The organism is Pseudoxanthomonas sp., from assembly GCF_002863005.1.
GTDB lineage: Bacteria > Pseudomonadota > Gammaproteobacteria > Xanthomonadales > Xanthomonadaceae > Pseudoxanthomonas_A.
The window spans coordinates 18,019-31,683 of record NZ_PKDG01000019.1; the positions used below are offsets into that span (position 1 = coordinate 18,019).

The window sequence follows — 13,665 nt, forward strand, 5'->3', positions numbered from 1 at the left end:
CGCCATGGGTGACGTAATGACGGGCTCATTTGGGCTCTTGATCATGCTGTTTTGCGCGGCCGTGGCGATCCTGTGGATCGTGCTGCCCTTCGCCGTGTTCGGGATCAAGGGGCGTCTGGACGACCTGATCGCAGAGCAGCGGCGCACGAACGAACTGCTGGCCAGCCGAGGCCCGCCCGAGTAGGTGATGCCAAACCGTTACCAATGAGAAAGGCCGGGGATTTCCCGGCCTTTTTGTTTCACGCAATATTGCCGTGGAACCCCCTATCTATCCCCGGCGCGGGTGAACGGCATGGTTTCCGGTGCCACGGCGCCGCCGGAAATGATGAAGCTCATCGCCTGGTCCACGGTCCAGTCGGTCGGCGTCAGCAGCTCGACCGGCACGATCTCCAGGTAACCCGACGTCGGGTTGGGCGTGGTCGGCACGTAGACGGCGGCGAGTTCGCGGCCGCTGCCTTCCTCGCGGATCACCCGCGTCACCAGGCCGACCGATTTCATCTCCCGGTGCGGGAAGTCGATCAGCACCACGCGCTGCGTGCTGCCCGGCTTGGTCTCGAGCATGTCCAGCAGCTTGCGTGCGCTGGTGTAGATGACGTTCGCCAGCGGTACGCGCGCGATCAGCGCCTCGAACCAGCTCAGCAATCGCTGCCCGACCACGCGCCGCGTCAGCGCACCCACGGCCAGGATCACGAACAGCGTCGCGACCATGGCGATGGTGTTCTGCACCCACAGGCCGTTGAACCACCCCAGCGACTGCGGGAACGTAGCCGCGATCTGGTGCGACAACGGCTCCACCCACGGCTTGCTGATGTCGGACAGCAGCACGAACACGAACTTGATGACGACCCACGTCAGCCAGATGGGCAACAGGGTCAGCAGACCGGTGATGAAGAGCTTCTGCACCGAGACGCGGTGCTGGGGATGGTCAGGGGGCATGGGCCTATTGTAGGCCGCTGCAGGGCGGTGGCTGTAGCGCCATCGGTGAAACGCCGTGATGCCGCCCGCGCCTCAGCGTGCCGTCGTGCGCGCCTCGGGCTTCAACCGCACGTAGATCTGCTTGCGCACGCGGGCGACGACTTCGTTCTGCGCATTGAACACGTCGGCCGGCATCCAGCGGAGGTACTTCTGGCCATCGGCTGCCCCGGCGCGGATCTCGTCCAACACATGGCCGTCCAGCCTGAACTCGGCGTGCAGCGTGCCCTTGCCCGGCTTCACGAATTCGATCTCGGCGGCCTTGTCCCAGACGTAGTAGTCGGGACCCAGCCGCTCCTTGGCCAGGATCATCCAGAACGGATCGGTCATCGCGAACAGGCTGCCGCCGAAATGGGTGCCCACATAGTTGCGGTTCCAGGGGCGCATGCGCAGTTCGACACGCGCGAAGGTCCAGTCGTCGGCCAGCTCGGTGACGTGGATGCCGCTGAGCAGGAAGGGCGGCCACACGTTGAAGATGTGGCGCAGGGTACCGGGTTTCATGCAGGACGACGGAGGGATCAGGAGGGGACGGGAAGGTATTCGCGGATCAGAACAGCAGGGAGGACATCTTCCGGCGGTACTGGCCCACCAGCGCGTCGTCCTCGATCACCCGGAACGCATCGATCAGGCTCTTGCGCGGCAGGCCATCCTCGAAGGACCGGTCGCGCTTCAGCATTTCCAGGAACTGGTCCAGCGCCTCTTCGGATTCGCCCGCGACCAGCGCGTGCACACCCAGCAGGTGGCGCGCGCGCAGGTCGTCGCCATTCGCGGCGACCGCGGCGCGCAGGACCTCCCGCGCAGGTGCGTCCTTCAGGGCGGCCGCGAATCCGAGCCGGGCGCGGGCATTGACTGCACGGTCGTCGGTGGCGAGGTTCGCGGGCAGCGCGTCGAGCAGCCGCTCGGCCTCGCTCGCGTCGCCGGTCTTCAGCAGGGCGAGGACCAGGTCGAGCTTCAGTTCGTCCTTGTCGGGCTCGGCGGCGACGGCCTCGCGCAGGGCGGCGACCTGGTGCTGGGGATCCAGCGGGACCTCGTCGACGAGGGCGTCGGCCGCTTCTGCCGGCTGGATGCCGTGCGAAGCGAGGAACTCGCGCAACTGGCCTTCCGGGAGGGCACCCGGGAAGCCGTCGACCAGTTGTCCGTCCTTGACCAGGAACACGGTCGGCACCGAGCGGATCTGGAAGGCGGCCGCGATCTGCTGCTCCTTGTCCACGTCGACTTTGGCCAGCAGGAAGGCGCCGTTGTATTCCCCGGCCAGCTTCTCGAGGATCGGCCCCAGCGTCTTGCACGGCCCGCACCACGTGGCCCAGAAGTCGACGAGGACCGGAACCTCCAGCGACTTGCGCAAGACTTCGGCTTCGAAGGTTTCGGTGGTGGCATCGAAAACGTGGGGCAGTTCGCTCATCGGGGCGCTCTTGGGCGTGTGGGGGCGTGGCGTTCAGATGGTGTCGCGGGCCGCAGGATACAAGGCGATGTAAAAAGTGTTTGACATTGGCCGATTGGCATGTAAAGTTTGCCGTACATTTTGTACAGCGAAGGTTACTCAATGCGAGTGCAGCGAGCGAAGTGGTGGATCCTGCTTTTCGGCGCCATGCTGGCGTTCTGGGGATTGCTGGCGGGGCCCGACGTGCTGCTGGGCGTCGACCTGGGCAAGTGGGGAACGGCCCTGCTGGTGACGGTCGCCTGGATCTCGATGTTTGCGGTGTCGCGCGCACCCGTGGACGAGGCCGAGCGCATCCTGTCGCCGGGTGAGTGGAAGGCCTGGGTCGGCGTCGCCTTCATGCTGGCGGCGACCGGATACTTTCTGGCCAAGGCGCATGTCTTCGCCGATGGTCCGGCGGCGGAGAATGACGGCGCCCGCGCTGTGGGACGCAACCTGGCGTTGCTGCTGGTCGCCTGGAGCGTGCTCCTGGGTGTGCTGGGCGCGCGCTGGAAGGGGCGCGTGCAGGAGGATGAGCGCGACCGCGAGATCGAAAAGCAGGCGGCAGGCTGGGGACGTGGCGCCTTGACGTTCTGCCTGATCGGACTGGCGGCGATGCTGGCGTTCTCGCCTTCCGACCGGTTGGCATGGGCCACGCACTTCATGATCGCGAACCTGCTGGTGTTCGCGCTGATGTGGGGCTGGCTGTGCGAGTACGTGGCGACGGCCTTGCTGTACTGGCGTGATCGTCGGGAGGTCCGGGCATGAGTGCCGGGCGGGAGACGGTGAAAGCGGGGTTCGGCGAGCGGTTCGCCCGCAACTCGGCCTTGGGCATGTCCGGGCTGGCGTTGTTCGCCGCCATCGCGGTGGTCGTGCAGGGCGGGGTGTTCCCCTTCCTGTCGACCACCGCCTGTTTGGCGATGTCGTATTTCTTCCGGCGTCGCGCTCGGCAAGAAGAAGCGGACCGGCGTCGCGCGATCGAGGACGAGCGCGACGACGTGCTGCTGGCACGCGGTGACCGCACGTTCCGCATCGCCGCCAGTATCTGGATGGTGGGCCTCGCCATTGCGCTGGCTTGGCCGCCTGTGCGCGAGGCGTTGCTGGCGCCTGCGTTGCGGGTGCCGGGCCTGTTGCTGGTGGGCGTGACGGTGGCCAATGTCGCGGGCCATGCGACCGTGGCGGCGCTCTATCGGCGCGATCGTGCATGACCGGCACGCCGATCGCCAACGACATCCGCCGGCTGCGCTTCGAGCGCGGCGAGATGACGCAACAGGCACTGGCCGATGCCTGTGGCGTGACACGCCAGACCATCATCGCGTTGGAGGCGGGGCGCTACGCACCGTCGCTGGAACTGGCGTTCCGCATTGCGCGGGCGTTCGGCGTGGGGATCGACGAGGTATTCAGATGGGGCGGCGAATGAACAGTGCGTGGACGTGGAGCGGGTGGGCGGCCCTGGGCGTGTTCGTGTTGGCGATGGTCGGCTTCGGCACGGCGTTGTCCGGCTATTCGCAGGTCTGGCATCCGGTGGCGGTGCTGGGCGCGAAAGGCGTCCCGCACGCGGTGGCGTTCAACGTATTCGGATTCGTCCTGACGGGTCTGCTGGCGGCGTCGGCGGCGCTTCGCCTGCGTCGCCATGTACCGCACGACGCCGGCTGGCCGCTGCGCGTGGGCACGCAACTCATTCTGCTTTCGGCGCTGGGGTTCGCGGCGATGGGCCCGCTGCCGCTCGATCCATCGGATTTGGACAATCCGGCCAGCAGCCTGCACGCCACGGCGTGGATGCTCTGGTGGGTGGCCTTCGTGCCGGGTGCGCTGCTGATCGCGCTCGGTTTGCGTGGACGACAGTCCTGGCGCGGGCTGGCACGGGCCAGCGTCGTGGCGGCGCTGCTGGTGCTGTTCGTCGCGCTGCTGGCGGTAGAGCTCATGCCCGCAGGCCTGGCCCAGCGCATGGGCTACCTGGGCTGGCTGGGGTGGTTGTGCGTGGCGTCGCGACACCGCGGCGCGTAGAGCGGAGCTGGCTCCGCTGCCCTTGGCGGGGTGGGCGCGCGAGCTGGCGCAGGGAGCAGCCGGGCTAGCGCGACCCCCCGGGCACGGTTACGGCTGGCGATACACCTTGCCGTCCTTCATCACGAAATCCACCTTCAACACGGCGTTGATGTCCTCCACCGGATTGCCGGGCACCGCCACGATATCCGCGCGCTTGCCGGCTTCGATCACGCCCTGGTCGTCCACGCCGAGCACCTCCGCCGCACGGATCGTCGCTGCCTGCAGGGCGTAAGCGGCCGGCATGCCGGCTTCGACCATGTAGACGAACTCGCGTGCGTTGTCGCCGTGCGGTCCCACGCCCATGTCCGTGCCGAAGGCGATCTTCACGCCGTTGCGGTAGGCCATGCCCGCCGTCTGCTGGATCAGTGCGCCGATGCGTTCGGCCTTCGGTCTTACCACGGCCGGGAAGTAGCCATCGATCTTCGCCTTCTCGGCGACGAAGCGGCCGGCCGAGATCGTCGGGACGTACCAGGTGCCGTGCTGCTTCATCAGCCGCACCACCTCGTCGTCCATGTAGGTGCCGTGCTCGATGCTGGTCACGCCGCCCAGGATGGCGCGCTTCATGCCTTCCTTGCCGTGCGCGTGCGCCGCGACGCGGAAGCCGTAGTCGCGCGCGGTGTCGACGATCGCCTTGACTTCCTCGACGGTGAACTGCGGCGCGTCACCGGACTTGGCGTAGCTCAGGACGCCGCCGGTGGCGGTGATCTTGATGACGTCGCTGCCGTCCTTGTAGCGCTGGCGCACGGCTTGGCGGGCGTCGTCGATGGAGTTGATGACGCCTTCGGTCGGTCCCGGCGGGCCCATCAGGTGCGCCAGATGGGTGTTGAAGCCGTTGGTGGGATCGGCGTGGCCGCCGGTGGTGGCGATGGAGGTGCCAGCGGCGAAGATGCGCGGACCCTTCACGGCACCCTGGTTCACGGCATCGCGCAGGTGCAGGGTCACGTCACCGCCGAGGTCGCGCACGCTGGTGAAGCCGGCCATCAAGGTCTTCTCGGCGTATCCCACCGAGCGGTAGGCGAAATCCACCGGGTCCAGGCGGAAACCTTCCGAGTAGCTCTGCGGGCTGGATTCGCCGTCCAGGTGCACGTGCAGGTCGGTCCAGCCCGGCGTGCAGGTATGGTCGGCCAGGACGATCGATTCGGCATCGGCCAGCTTGGCGCGGCCAGGGATGACCTCGGCGATCCGGCCGTCGCGGACCAGAATGGTGTGCTCACCCAGGACCTTCCCGCTGCGGGCATCGAACACCCGTTCGCAATGCAGGGCCAGCGTCGCCGGCGCAGCCGGTTCTGCAGCCCTCGCGGTCATGCAGGCGGTCAGGCCGCAAGCGGCCATGGCGAGGGCAAGGACGGTCTTGTTCATGTGGGATCCCCTGTTTCGACCCCGTCATGCTAACCGGTGGCATGGCGGGTCATGGTGCGCTGCGGTACCCTTGGCGGCTTTGCCGTAGCCGTCTCTGCACGCCGCCATGCCCACTGCCGCCGAACCCGTTTCCTACGATCCGAAATCCGTCGAGTCCCAGGCCCAGTCCTTCTGGGAGGCCCGGCGCGCCTTCGAGGTCGACGAGCGGTCGGACAAGCCGAAGTACTACTGCCTCTCGATGCTGCCGTATCCGTCGGGTGCGCTGCACATGGGCCATGTGCGCAACTACACGATCGGCGACGTGATCAGCCGCTACAAGCGAATGACCGGCCACAACGTGCTGCAGCCGATGGGCTGGGACGCCTTCGGGCTGCCGGCCGAGAACGCTGCGATCAAGAACAAGACCGCGCCGGCCAAGTGGACTTACGCCAACATCGACCACATGCGCAGCCAGCTGAAGTCGCTGGGCTACGCGATCGACTGGTCGCGCGAGTTCGCCACCTGCCGCCCGGACTATTACGTGCACGAGCAGCGCATGTTCACGCGCCTGCTGCGCAAGGGCCTGGCCTACCGCAAGAACTCGGTGGTGAACTGGGATCCGGTCGACCAGACCGTGCTGGCCAACGAGCAGGTCATCGATGGCCGCGGCTGGCGCAGCGGCGCGCTGGTGGAGAAGCGCGAGATTCCGCAATGGTTCCTGCGCATCACCGACTACGCGCAGGAACTGCTGGACGGCCTGGACGACCTGCCGGGCTGGCCGGATGCGGTCAAGACCATGCAGCGCAACTGGATCGGCCGTTCCGAAGGCCTGGAAATCCAGTTCAACGTCGAGGGCCACGAGCCGCTGACGGTGTTCACCACGCGCCCCGACACGCTGATGGGCGTGACCTTCGTGTCGATCGCCGGTGAACATCCGCTGGCACTGAAGGCAGCGGCGTCGAATCCGGCACTGGCCGCGTTCCTGGAAGAGCTGAAGCATGGCGGCGTCTCGGAGGCGGAACTGGAGACGCAGGAAAAGCGCGGCATGGATACCGGCCTGCGCGCCATCCATCCGATCACCGGCGACCGGGTACCGGTGTGGGTCGCCAACTTCGTGCTGATGGGCTACGGCACCGGCGCGGTCATGGCCGTGCCCGGCCACGACCAGCGCGACTTCGAGTTCGCCACCAAGTACGCGTTGCCGATCCAGCAGGTCATCGCGCTGAAGGCACCGAGGAACGAGGAGGAGAAGGCCTACGACGCCACCACCTGGCGCGACTGGTACGGCGACAAGACGCGGGACGACCTGGAACTGGTCAACTCCGGCGAGTTCGACGGGCTGGACTACCGTGGCGCGTTCGAAGCTTTTGCCGAGCGCTTCGAGCGCAAGGGCCAGGGCCAGCGTCGCGTGAATTACCGCCTGCGCGACTGGGGCGTCAGCCGCCAGCGCTACTGGGGCTGCCCGATTCCCGTCATCTACTGCCAGAGCTGCGGCGCCGTGCCGGTGCCGGACGCCGACCTGCCGGTCGTGCTGCCCGAGAACGTCACCCTGGACGGCGTCAAGTCGCCGATCAAGGCCGACCCGGAATGGCGCAAGACGAAGTGTCCGCAGTGCGGCGCCGCCGCCGAGCGCGAGACCGACACCTTCGACACCTTCATGGAATCGAGCTGGTACTACGCGCGCTACACCTCCCCCGGCGCGAAGGACATGGTCGACAAGCGCGGCAACTACTGGCTGCCGGTCGACCAGTACATCGGCGGCATCGAGCACGCGATCCTGCACCTGATGTACTTCCGCTTCTACCACAAGCTCCTGCGCGACGCGCGGCTGGTGGACAGCGACGAGCCGGCTACGAACCTGCTGACGCAGGGCATGGTGATCGCCGAGACGTTCTATCGCGACAATGCCGATGGTTCGAAGGACTGGATCAATCCGGTCGATGTCGAGATCCAGCGCGACGACAAGGCGCGTGTCGTCGGCGCGACGCTGAAGGCCGACGGTCAGCCGGTGAAGATCGGCCCCGTCGAAAAGATGTCGAAGTCGAAGAACAACGGCGTCGATCCGCAGTCGATGGTCGACAAGTTCGGTGCGGATACCGTGCGTCTGTTCTCCATGTTCGCCGCACCACCCGAGCAGTCGCTGGAATGGAACGAGGCAGGTGTGGAAGGCATGGCGCGGTTCCTGCGCCGCCTGTGGACGCAGGTGCAGAAGCATGCCGCCGATGGCGCTTCGCCGGCGTTGGACGTGGCCGCGCTGAACGCGGACCAGAAGGCCCTGCGCCGCAAGACCCACGAGACCATCGACAAGGTCGGCCACGATTACGGCAAGCGCCACAGCTTCAACACCGCCATCGCGGCGGTGATGGAACTGTCCAACGCGCTGGGCAAGTTCGACGATGCCTCCCCTGAGGGGCGCGCCGTGCGCCAGGAAGCGCTGGAAGCGGCCGTGTTGCTGCTCAATCCCATCACGCCGCACGCGAGCCATGCGCTGTGGCAGGCGCTGGGCCACGGGGAAACGCTGATCGAGGACGTGGCGTTCCCGGTCGTGGACCCTGATGCACTGGTGCGCGACTCGGTAACGCTCGCGGTGCAGGTGAACGGCAAGCTGCGCGGCACCATCGACGTCGCCGCCGATGCGCCGCGCGACCACGTGGAAGCGCTCGCCAGGGCCGAGCCCAACACCGCGAAGTTCCTCGAGGGCCTGGCCATCCGGAAGGTCATCGTGGTGCCCGGCAAGATCGTCAACATCGTCGCGGGGTAAGGCACTCGACCGCCTTGCCCCTGTGTTCACCTCCGGTCCGGCTACGCTCTTGCCGCCCATGACAGGCTCGTCCAGACTTCGACCATGACCCGATTCCGCCTGCCCGCCCTCATCCTCGCCCTGACCCTGCTGGCCGGTTGCGGCTTCCACCTGCGCAACAAGATCGCGCTGCCGGCGGACCTGGGGCCGGTACGCGTGGAGGCATCATCGACTTCCTACAGCGCGCTGGTGACCAGCCTGTCGCGCGGCCTCCAGGCGGCCGGTGCCACGCTCGCCTCGTCGATCGGCGACGAACGCGACGATACGGCGTCCGGAGAGGTCGCCACGCTCCGCGTCGTGTCCGAGCGTTGGGGCGATCTTCCGATCGCGGTCGACCAGTTCGGCCGAGCGCAGGAATTCAGCCTGCGCTATGCCGTCGTCTTCTCCTTCAAGAAGGCCGACGGCACCGACCTGGTGCCGCAGCAGGTGGTCGAACTGTCGCGCGACTACGTGTCGCCGCCGCAGGACGCGACCGGCACCTCGACCGAGCGCGAAGTGCTCGCCGACGAACTGCGCCGCGAGATGGCCGCCTCGATCCTGCGCCGCATCGACGGCGTCGTGCGCTCGGGCCCGGTGACGCCGGCCCCCTGATGGAACTCAAGCCGGAACAGCTGGCGGCGCGCGGAACCACCGAGCCGCTGCTGCCGGTATACCTGATCGCCGGCCCCGAGACGCTGCGGGTACTGGAAGCCGCGGATGCGGTGCGCGCGCAGGCGCGTGCGCAGGGCATCGGCGAACGGGAGGTCTTCGATGCCGACGGACGCGATTTCGACTGGGGCCAGCTGGAAGCGAGTTTCAATGCGCCCAGTCTCTTCAGCGCACAGCGATTGGTCGAAGTCCGCCTGCCGGGAGGCAAGCCGGGCAAGGAGGGCGCCGAGGTCATCAGCGCGTTCTGCGCCAACCCGCCGTCCGACGTGGTGCTGCTGATCACGGCCGGAGAATGGGGCAAGGCCTATCAGGGCAAATGGAGCGATGCCATCACGCGTGTCGGCGTGCTGGCGGTGGCCTGGGCCATCAAGCCGCACGAACTGCCGGGCTGGATCGAAGGCCGCCTGCGCAGCAAGGGCCTGCGCGCGGATCGCGATGCGGTGCAGCTGCTGGCGGATCGCGTCGAAGGCAACCTGCTCGCCGCAGCACAGGAAATCGACAAGCTTGCCTTGCTCAGCGATGGCGAGGTGCTCGATGCCGAGCGCATGGAATCGCTGGTCGCCAATGCCGCGCGCTACGATGTGTTCCGCCTGACCGACGCCGTGCTGGCGGGGCAGGGGGCACAGGTGTCGCGCATCCTGGCGGGATTGCGCGCCGAGGGCGACGTCGTCGCGGGCCTGATGCCGATGATCGTCAAGGAGCTGCTGCGCACCGCGTCGCTGGCGCGGGTGCAGGCCAATGGCGGCAACCTCGCTGCCGAAATGAAATCGCAAGGCATCTGGGAGGCGAAGCAGGCGCCCTTCAAGCGCGCACTGCAGCGCCATGCCACGCCCGCGCGCTGGGACCGCTTCGTCGCCGAGGCCTCGAAGATCGACCGCATCGCCAAGGGCCGTGGCGATGGCGACGCCTGGGTGGGGCTGGAGCGCCTGTTGCTGGCGATCGCGGACGCGAAGGCCGTGCGCCTGCTGGTCGCCTGATCCGGCGATGCTGCGCGTCTTCTACGGCGGTACTTTCGATCCCGTCCACAACGGACACCTGGCCATCGCGCGCGCGGCGCACGACGCACTCGGCGTGCCGGTCCGCCTGATGCCGGCGGCGGATCCGCCGCATCGCGCTCCGCCGGGGGCCACCGCTGCGCAGCGCGCGCGCCTGCTCGACCTCGCCACGCGGGACATCCCGGGCCTGTGCGTGGATCGGAGGGAACTGGACCGCGCCGCGCGCGAGCCGACCTCCCGTTCCTACACGATCGACACGCTGCGGGAGCTGAGGAGCGAGCTGGGCAACGCCGTTCCGATCGCGCTGTTGATCGGCGCGGACAGCCTGCTCGGACTGCCCACCTGGCGGGCGTGGACGGCGCTGCTCGACCTCACGCATTTCGTCGTCGCCGACCGGCCGGGCAGTGGGCTGGATTCAGCGCTGTCGCCCGTGCTCGCCGCCGCTCTCGAGGGTCGCTGGACGGACCGCCCGGACGATCTGGCGCGGGTGGCCGCGGGGCGCGTGTTCCGCTTGCACCAGCCCCTTCAGCCCGAATCGGCCACCGAAATCCGGCGCCGCATCGCAACGGGCGAAGCCTGGCGCCAGCTCGTGCCCGCGCGGGTGGCGGACGCCATTGCCGACGAAAGGCTGTACGCCTCACGGGCCGCCGACACAGGTCCGCTATAATCCTGGCCGTATTCCCAGAGCCACCAAGCCTTTGTCCAGCCAAGCCCACGTCATCAAGACCCGCCTTCCCAGCCCGCCGCCGGCCCTGCCGGACCTGCTCGCCACGGTGCATGCCGCGGTGCAGGAACTGAAAGCCAAGGATGTCGTCGAGATCGACGTGCGCGGCAAGTCCAGCGTCGCCGATTACCTGGTGATCGCCTCGGGCACTTCCACCCGCCACGTGAAATCGATCGCGGACGAGGTGGTGAAGTTCGCCAAGAAGCTCGACGTCATGCCGCTGGGCGTGGAAGGCGAGCGCGAGGCCGAGTGGGTACTGGTGGACCTCGGCGATGTCATCGTCCACGTCATGCTGCCCCGCGTGCGCGAGTTCTACGCGCTGGAGCGCCTGTGGACCGTCGGCGACCAGCCGCCGGAAGACGTCGAGACCGCGGACGAATCGCGGCTCTAGGGGTTGTCGATGGCCAGGGAAGGTCGTTGGAATTTCTATGCGCTCCGTGTGGATGACCAGCCTGCATCGATCTATCTCGACCTGAGCCTGGCCGACGAGGTCAGGACCGATGATTACCCGGTGATGGCGTGGTTACGTGTGGAAATGCGCGATCCCCGGGATGACGGACTGTCGAGCCAGCAGGAGTTCGATGCGCTGATTGCGTTGGAGGACCGGGTGGTCCCGTTGCTGGCGACTGAGGGGCGGGGCGTCTACGCCGGTCGCAATACTTCCTCGGGTTGCCGCGATTTCTATTTCTACTTGACGGAGGGCGATGCTTGGGATGAGCAGGTTGAGCAGGCCATGCGTGCGACGTCCGAGTATCGCTACCAGTCCGGGCATCGTCCGGATCCGACATGGAGCACGTATCGCGAGTTCCTTTATCCCGACGCGCGCACGCGAGAGTCGATGGAGAACCGCGATGTCTGCGCCGTCCTAGAAGATCGGGGCGACGCGCTGCGGCAGCCGCGGGAGATCTATCACTGGGCCTACTTTTCCAGCTCCGATGCGCGCGATGAGTTCCTGCGCAGGGCCGCCGCCATCGGGTTCAAGAGCCGCACGCAAAATAGCGACGATGACGGAGAGCAGGGTTGGGGGGCACAGGTGTTTCGCCGCGACGTTCCCGCCTATGACACCATCGACGACATCTGCCTCCCGCTGTACGACCTCGCGAGCGAATGCGGCGGTCGCTATGACGGATGGGAGTGCGAAGCGATCTCCCGACCCTCTTAGCCTGCCACGTGGCGCACTGCGGCGATAACATGTCCATATGAAATGCCGCCTCATCGCTACCGGAGAGCGCGCGCCCACATGGGTCGCGCAAGGCTTCGCCGAATACCAGAAGCGTCTGTCGCACTGGCTGCCGTTCGAACTGGTCGAGATCGAGCCCGGTCTGCGCGGCAAGGGCCGTGATCCGCAGCGGGCCATCGAAGACGAGGGAAAGCGGGTGTTGGCGGCGTTGCCGAAAAGCGCGCATGTCGTGGCGCTGGAAGTCACCGGCAAGCCTTACTCCTCCGAACAGCTCGCGCAACGGCTCGAACACTGGCGCACGCTGGGTCGCGACATCGCGCTGTTGATCGGCGGCCCCGAGGGCCATGCCCCGGATGTGCTCGCGGCGGCGCACGAGAAATGGTCGCTCAGTCCGCTGACGCTGCCGCACATGCTGGTGCGGCTGGTGGTCGCCGAACAGGTCTACCGCGCGGCGGCGATGCTGGCGAATCATCCGTACCATCGCGCATGAGGCTTGCGGCTCTCGGTAGGCGCGATGTGAGTCGCGACCGGGTGAGGTGCGCGGCAGGGACGGTCTAGGTGGAGAGTCGGCGACCCGTCGCGAGGTTGTCGGTGCTCTCTGGTGCGTGGTCGCGACTCACGTCGCACCTACACGACACAGCAGGAAGCCCGCCTTTCCGCGGGCTTCCACTTTCAGTTCGGATGCATCACTGCAGGTTGAACGCGATCGGCACCAGGCCGTAAGCCTGCACCGCCTGTCCGTTCTGCATGGCGGGCTTGAAGCGCCAGGTCTTCAGCACGTGCTGCCGCGCTTCCTTGTCGAGGTTGCGGTTGCCGCTGCTGGTCTCCACGCTCACGTCGACCGGTTTTCCATCGATGTCCACGAGCACGCGCAGGATCACCGTGCCCTGGATGCCGTTGCGCAGCTCGTTGGTCGGATAGCGCGGCGACGTCGCACGGACGTATTCCAGCGTGGCGGACTGCAGCGGGCCGGCGCCCAGCGACGTGCCGGTTGACGCGGTGCTGTCGATGGCCGGAAGGTCGATCGTGCGCTCAGTACCAGGGTCCACCACGGCCGGCGTGTCGACGATGGTCGTGTCCGTGGTCACCGTGCGGGCCGGAACGACCGGGCGCGGCTCCTCGCGCTTGACGGTGGTCTGCTGTTCCTCGATCGGTACGACGACCGGAACCGGCTCTTCCTTCTGGATCCAGCGCACCACGGGTTTCGGCTTGACCGTGGGCGTGATCGGGGGCGCCGCCATCGGCATCAGCAGCATGAGCAGGGCGGCGGCGTGCACCGCGATGGCGGCCGCGATGGCCGCGATGCGGCCGATGTCGATGCGGGTATCGGAACCGTGGGGTAGTGCGCGAACCATGATCCACCTCCTTGAGGGCTGTGAACGGAACAACGCTCGGTCGCGGGGAGTGGGGTTGCAACGTCCCGGCGCCGCACGTCCAGACTGTACTCCGGCGGATGGCGTGCGCAAGAGGGGGCGGACTTCGACCTTTTGGCGTAGTCCGGTCGCCCGGCCCGGAAACGAAAACGGCGCCCCCGGGGCGCCGTCG

General features: G+C 67.3%; 17 protein-coding genes. 12 read left to right on the forward strand and 5 right to left on the reverse strand.

Features of this window, described 5'->3' with window-relative positions:
* The first annotated feature begins 4 nt into the window (after nucleotides 1–4).
* The gene (locus CYU89_RS09080; RefSeq protein ID WP_296280294.1) at nucleotides 5–184 is read left to right on the forward strand and encodes a hypothetical protein; all 180 of its coding nucleotides are present in this window, start codon (nucleotides 5–7) and stop codon (nucleotides 182–184) included.
* A gap of 80 nt (nucleotides 185–264) precedes the next feature.
* Here CYU89_RS09080 and CYU89_RS09085 read toward each other — a convergent pair whose 3' ends face one another.
* The 3 genes from CYU89_RS09085 to trxA all read right to left on the reverse strand — a co-directional run bounded on the left by CYU89_RS09085 (nucleotide 265) and on the right by trxA (nucleotide 2,374).
* The gene (locus tag CYU89_RS09085; RefSeq protein WP_296280296.1) at nucleotides 265–936 is read right to left on the reverse strand and encodes a DUF502 domain-containing protein; all 672 of its coding nucleotides are present in this window, start codon (nucleotides 934–936) and stop codon (nucleotides 265–267) included.
* Between the two features lie 72 nt (nucleotides 937–1,008).
* Entirely contained in the window at nucleotides 1,009–1,473 is a 465-nt protein-coding gene (locus tag CYU89_RS09090; RefSeq protein ID WP_296280298.1) for a DUF4442 domain-containing protein, read from the reverse strand.
* A 46-nt stretch (nucleotides 1,474–1,519) separates the two neighbouring features.
* The gene (gene trxA, locus CYU89_RS09095; RefSeq protein ID WP_296280300.1) at nucleotides 1,520–2,374 is read right to left on the reverse strand and encodes a thioredoxin; all 855 of its coding nucleotides are present in this window, start codon (nucleotides 2,372–2,374) and stop codon (nucleotides 1,520–1,522) included.
* Nucleotides 2,375–2,515: 141 nt separating this feature from the next.
* Here trxA and CYU89_RS09100 point away from each other — a divergent pair, with 141 nt between their 5' ends.
* Genes CYU89_RS09100 through CYU89_RS09115 form a run of 4 tightly spaced genes read left to right on the forward strand, consistent with a single transcriptional unit; the run spans nucleotide 2,516 to nucleotide 4,396 of the window.
* Nucleotides 2,516–3,157, forward strand: a complete 642-nt coding sequence (locus CYU89_RS09100; protein ID WP_296280302.1) for a hypothetical protein — start codon at nucleotides 2,516–2,518, stop codon at nucleotides 3,155–3,157.
* On the forward strand, nucleotides 3,154–3,597 hold the full coding sequence (locus CYU89_RS09105; RefSeq protein WP_296280304.1) for a hypothetical protein: 444 nt from the start codon (nucleotides 3,154–3,156) through the stop codon (nucleotides 3,595–3,597). Before CYU89_RS09100 ends, CYU89_RS09105 begins: the two co-directional genes overlap by 4 nt.
* The gene (locus tag CYU89_RS09110) at nucleotides 3,594–3,809 is read left to right on the forward strand and encodes a helix-turn-helix transcriptional regulator (protein ID WP_296280306.1); all 216 of its coding nucleotides are present in this window, start codon (nucleotides 3,594–3,596) and stop codon (nucleotides 3,807–3,809) included. The genes CYU89_RS09105 and CYU89_RS09110 overlap by 4 nt, the downstream gene beginning before the upstream one ends.
* Nucleotides 3,806–4,396, forward strand: coding sequence for a DUF998 domain-containing protein (locus CYU89_RS09115; protein WP_296280308.1), 591 nt, complete (start codon nucleotides 3,806–3,808; stop codon nucleotides 4,394–4,396). The genes CYU89_RS09110 and CYU89_RS09115 overlap by 4 nt, the downstream gene beginning before the upstream one ends.
* A gap of 87 nt (nucleotides 4,397–4,483) precedes the next feature.
* Here CYU89_RS09115 and CYU89_RS09120 read toward each other — a convergent pair whose 3' ends face one another.
* Nucleotides 4,484–5,794 carry an amidohydrolase family protein gene (locus tag CYU89_RS09120; RefSeq protein ID WP_296280310.1) on the reverse strand — a complete coding sequence of 437 codons (1,311 nt, stop codon included), beginning with the start codon at nucleotides 5,792–5,794 and terminating at the stop codon, nucleotides 4,484–4,486.
* A 106-nt stretch (nucleotides 5,795–5,900) separates the two neighbouring features.
* On the opposite strand from CYU89_RS09120, the gene leuS reads away from it, so the two are divergent.
* The 7 genes from leuS to rlmH all read left to right on the forward strand — a co-directional run bounded on the left by leuS (nucleotide 5,901) and on the right by rlmH (nucleotide 12,610).
* The gene (leuS, locus tag CYU89_RS09125) at nucleotides 5,901–8,534 is read left to right on the forward strand and encodes a leucine--tRNA ligase (protein ID WP_296280311.1); all 2,634 of its coding nucleotides are present in this window, start codon (nucleotides 5,901–5,903) and stop codon (nucleotides 8,532–8,534) included.
* An 84-nt stretch (nucleotides 8,535–8,618) separates the two neighbouring features.
* Nucleotides 8,619–9,164, forward strand: a complete 546-nt coding sequence (gene lptE / locus CYU89_RS09130; RefSeq protein ID WP_296280312.1) for an LPS assembly lipoprotein LptE — start codon at nucleotides 8,619–8,621, stop codon at nucleotides 9,162–9,164.
* Nucleotides 9,164–10,198 (forward strand): DNA polymerase III subunit delta, encoded by a 1,035-nt coding sequence (gene holA, locus CYU89_RS09135; RefSeq protein WP_296280314.1) that lies wholly within the window; start codon nucleotides 9,164–9,166, stop codon nucleotides 10,196–10,198. Before lptE ends, holA begins: the two co-directional genes overlap by 1 nt.
* Nucleotides 10,199–10,205: 7 nt before the next feature.
* The gene (gene nadD / locus CYU89_RS09140) at nucleotides 10,206–10,883 is read left to right on the forward strand and encodes a nicotinate-nucleotide adenylyltransferase (RefSeq protein WP_296280316.1); all 678 of its coding nucleotides are present in this window, start codon (nucleotides 10,206–10,208) and stop codon (nucleotides 10,881–10,883) included.
* Between the two features lie 31 nt (nucleotides 10,884–10,914).
* The gene (gene rsfS / locus CYU89_RS09145) at nucleotides 10,915–11,331 is read left to right on the forward strand and encodes a ribosome silencing factor (RefSeq protein ID WP_056878289.1); all 417 of its coding nucleotides are present in this window, start codon (nucleotides 10,915–10,917) and stop codon (nucleotides 11,329–11,331) included.
* 9 nt (nucleotides 11,332–11,340) lie between these two features.
* On the forward strand, nucleotides 11,341–12,102 hold the full coding sequence (locus CYU89_RS09150; RefSeq protein WP_296280321.1) for a DUF695 domain-containing protein: 762 nt from the start codon (nucleotides 11,341–11,343) through the stop codon (nucleotides 12,100–12,102).
* A 37-nt stretch (nucleotides 12,103–12,139) separates the two neighbouring features.
* Complete coding sequence (rlmH, locus tag CYU89_RS09155; protein ID WP_241046881.1) at nucleotides 12,140–12,610, forward strand: 23S rRNA (pseudouridine(1915)-N(3))-methyltransferase RlmH; 471 nt, start codon at nucleotides 12,140–12,142, stop codon at nucleotides 12,608–12,610.
* A gap of 196 nt (nucleotides 12,611–12,806) precedes the next feature.
* Here the strand turns inward: rlmH and CYU89_RS09160 are convergent, their stop codons facing one another.
* Nucleotides 12,807–13,475: an energy transducer TonB gene (locus CYU89_RS09160; RefSeq protein ID WP_296280325.1), complete on the reverse strand. Its 669-nt coding sequence runs from the start codon at nucleotides 13,473–13,475 to the stop codon at nucleotides 12,807–12,809.
* Between the last annotated feature and the right edge of the window lie 190 nt (nucleotides 13,476–13,665).

Excerpts from the sequence above, each read along its gene's own strand:
- CYU89_RS09080 (WP_296280294.1), top strand. The coding sequence starts at position 5 with ATGGGTGACGTAATGACGGGCTCATTTGGGCTCTTGATCATGCTGTTT.
- CYU89_RS09085 (WP_296280296.1), bottom strand. The coding sequence starts at position 936 with ATGCCCCCTGACCATCCCCAGCACCGCGTCTCGGTGCAGAAGCTCTTC.
- CYU89_RS09090 (WP_296280298.1), bottom strand. The coding sequence starts at position 1,473 with ATGAAACCCGGTACCCTGCGCCACATCTTCAACGTGTGGCCGCCCTTC.
- trxA (WP_296280300.1), bottom strand. The coding sequence starts at position 2,374 with ATGAGCGAACTGCCCCACGTTTTCGATGCCACCACCGAAACCTTCGAA.
- CYU89_RS09100 (WP_296280302.1), top strand. The coding sequence starts at position 2,516 with ATGCGAGTGCAGCGAGCGAAGTGGTGGATCCTGCTTTTCGGCGCCATG.
- CYU89_RS09105 (WP_296280304.1), top strand. The coding sequence starts at position 3,154 with ATGAGTGCCGGGCGGGAGACGGTGAAAGCGGGGTTCGGCGAGCGGTTC.
- CYU89_RS09110 (WP_296280306.1), top strand. The coding sequence starts at position 3,594 with ATGACCGGCACGCCGATCGCCAACGACATCCGCCGGCTGCGCTTCGAG.
- CYU89_RS09115 (WP_296280308.1), top strand. The coding sequence starts at position 3,806 with ATGAACAGTGCGTGGACGTGGAGCGGGTGGGCGGCCCTGGGCGTGTTC.
- CYU89_RS09120 (WP_296280310.1), bottom strand. The coding sequence starts at position 5,794 with ATGAACAAGACCGTCCTTGCCCTCGCCATGGCCGCTTGCGGCCTGACC.
- leuS (WP_296280311.1), top strand. The coding sequence starts at position 5,901 with ATGCCCACTGCCGCCGAACCCGTTTCCTACGATCCGAAATCCGTCGAG.
- lptE (WP_296280312.1), top strand. The coding sequence starts at position 8,619 with ATGACCCGATTCCGCCTGCCCGCCCTCATCCTCGCCCTGACCCTGCTG.
- holA (WP_296280314.1), top strand. The coding sequence starts at position 9,164 with ATGGAACTCAAGCCGGAACAGCTGGCGGCGCGCGGAACCACCGAGCCG.
- nadD (WP_296280316.1), top strand. The coding sequence starts at position 10,206 with ATGCTGCGCGTCTTCTACGGCGGTACTTTCGATCCCGTCCACAACGGA.
- CYU89_RS09150 (WP_296280321.1), top strand. The coding sequence starts at position 11,341 with ATGGCCAGGGAAGGTCGTTGGAATTTCTATGCGCTCCGTGTGGATGAC.
- rlmH (WP_241046881.1), top strand. The coding sequence starts at position 12,140 with ATGAAATGCCGCCTCATCGCTACCGGAGAGCGCGCGCCCACATGGGTC.
- CYU89_RS09160 (WP_296280325.1), bottom strand. The coding sequence starts at position 13,475 with ATGGTTCGCGCACTACCCCACGGTTCCGATACCCGCATCGACATCGGC.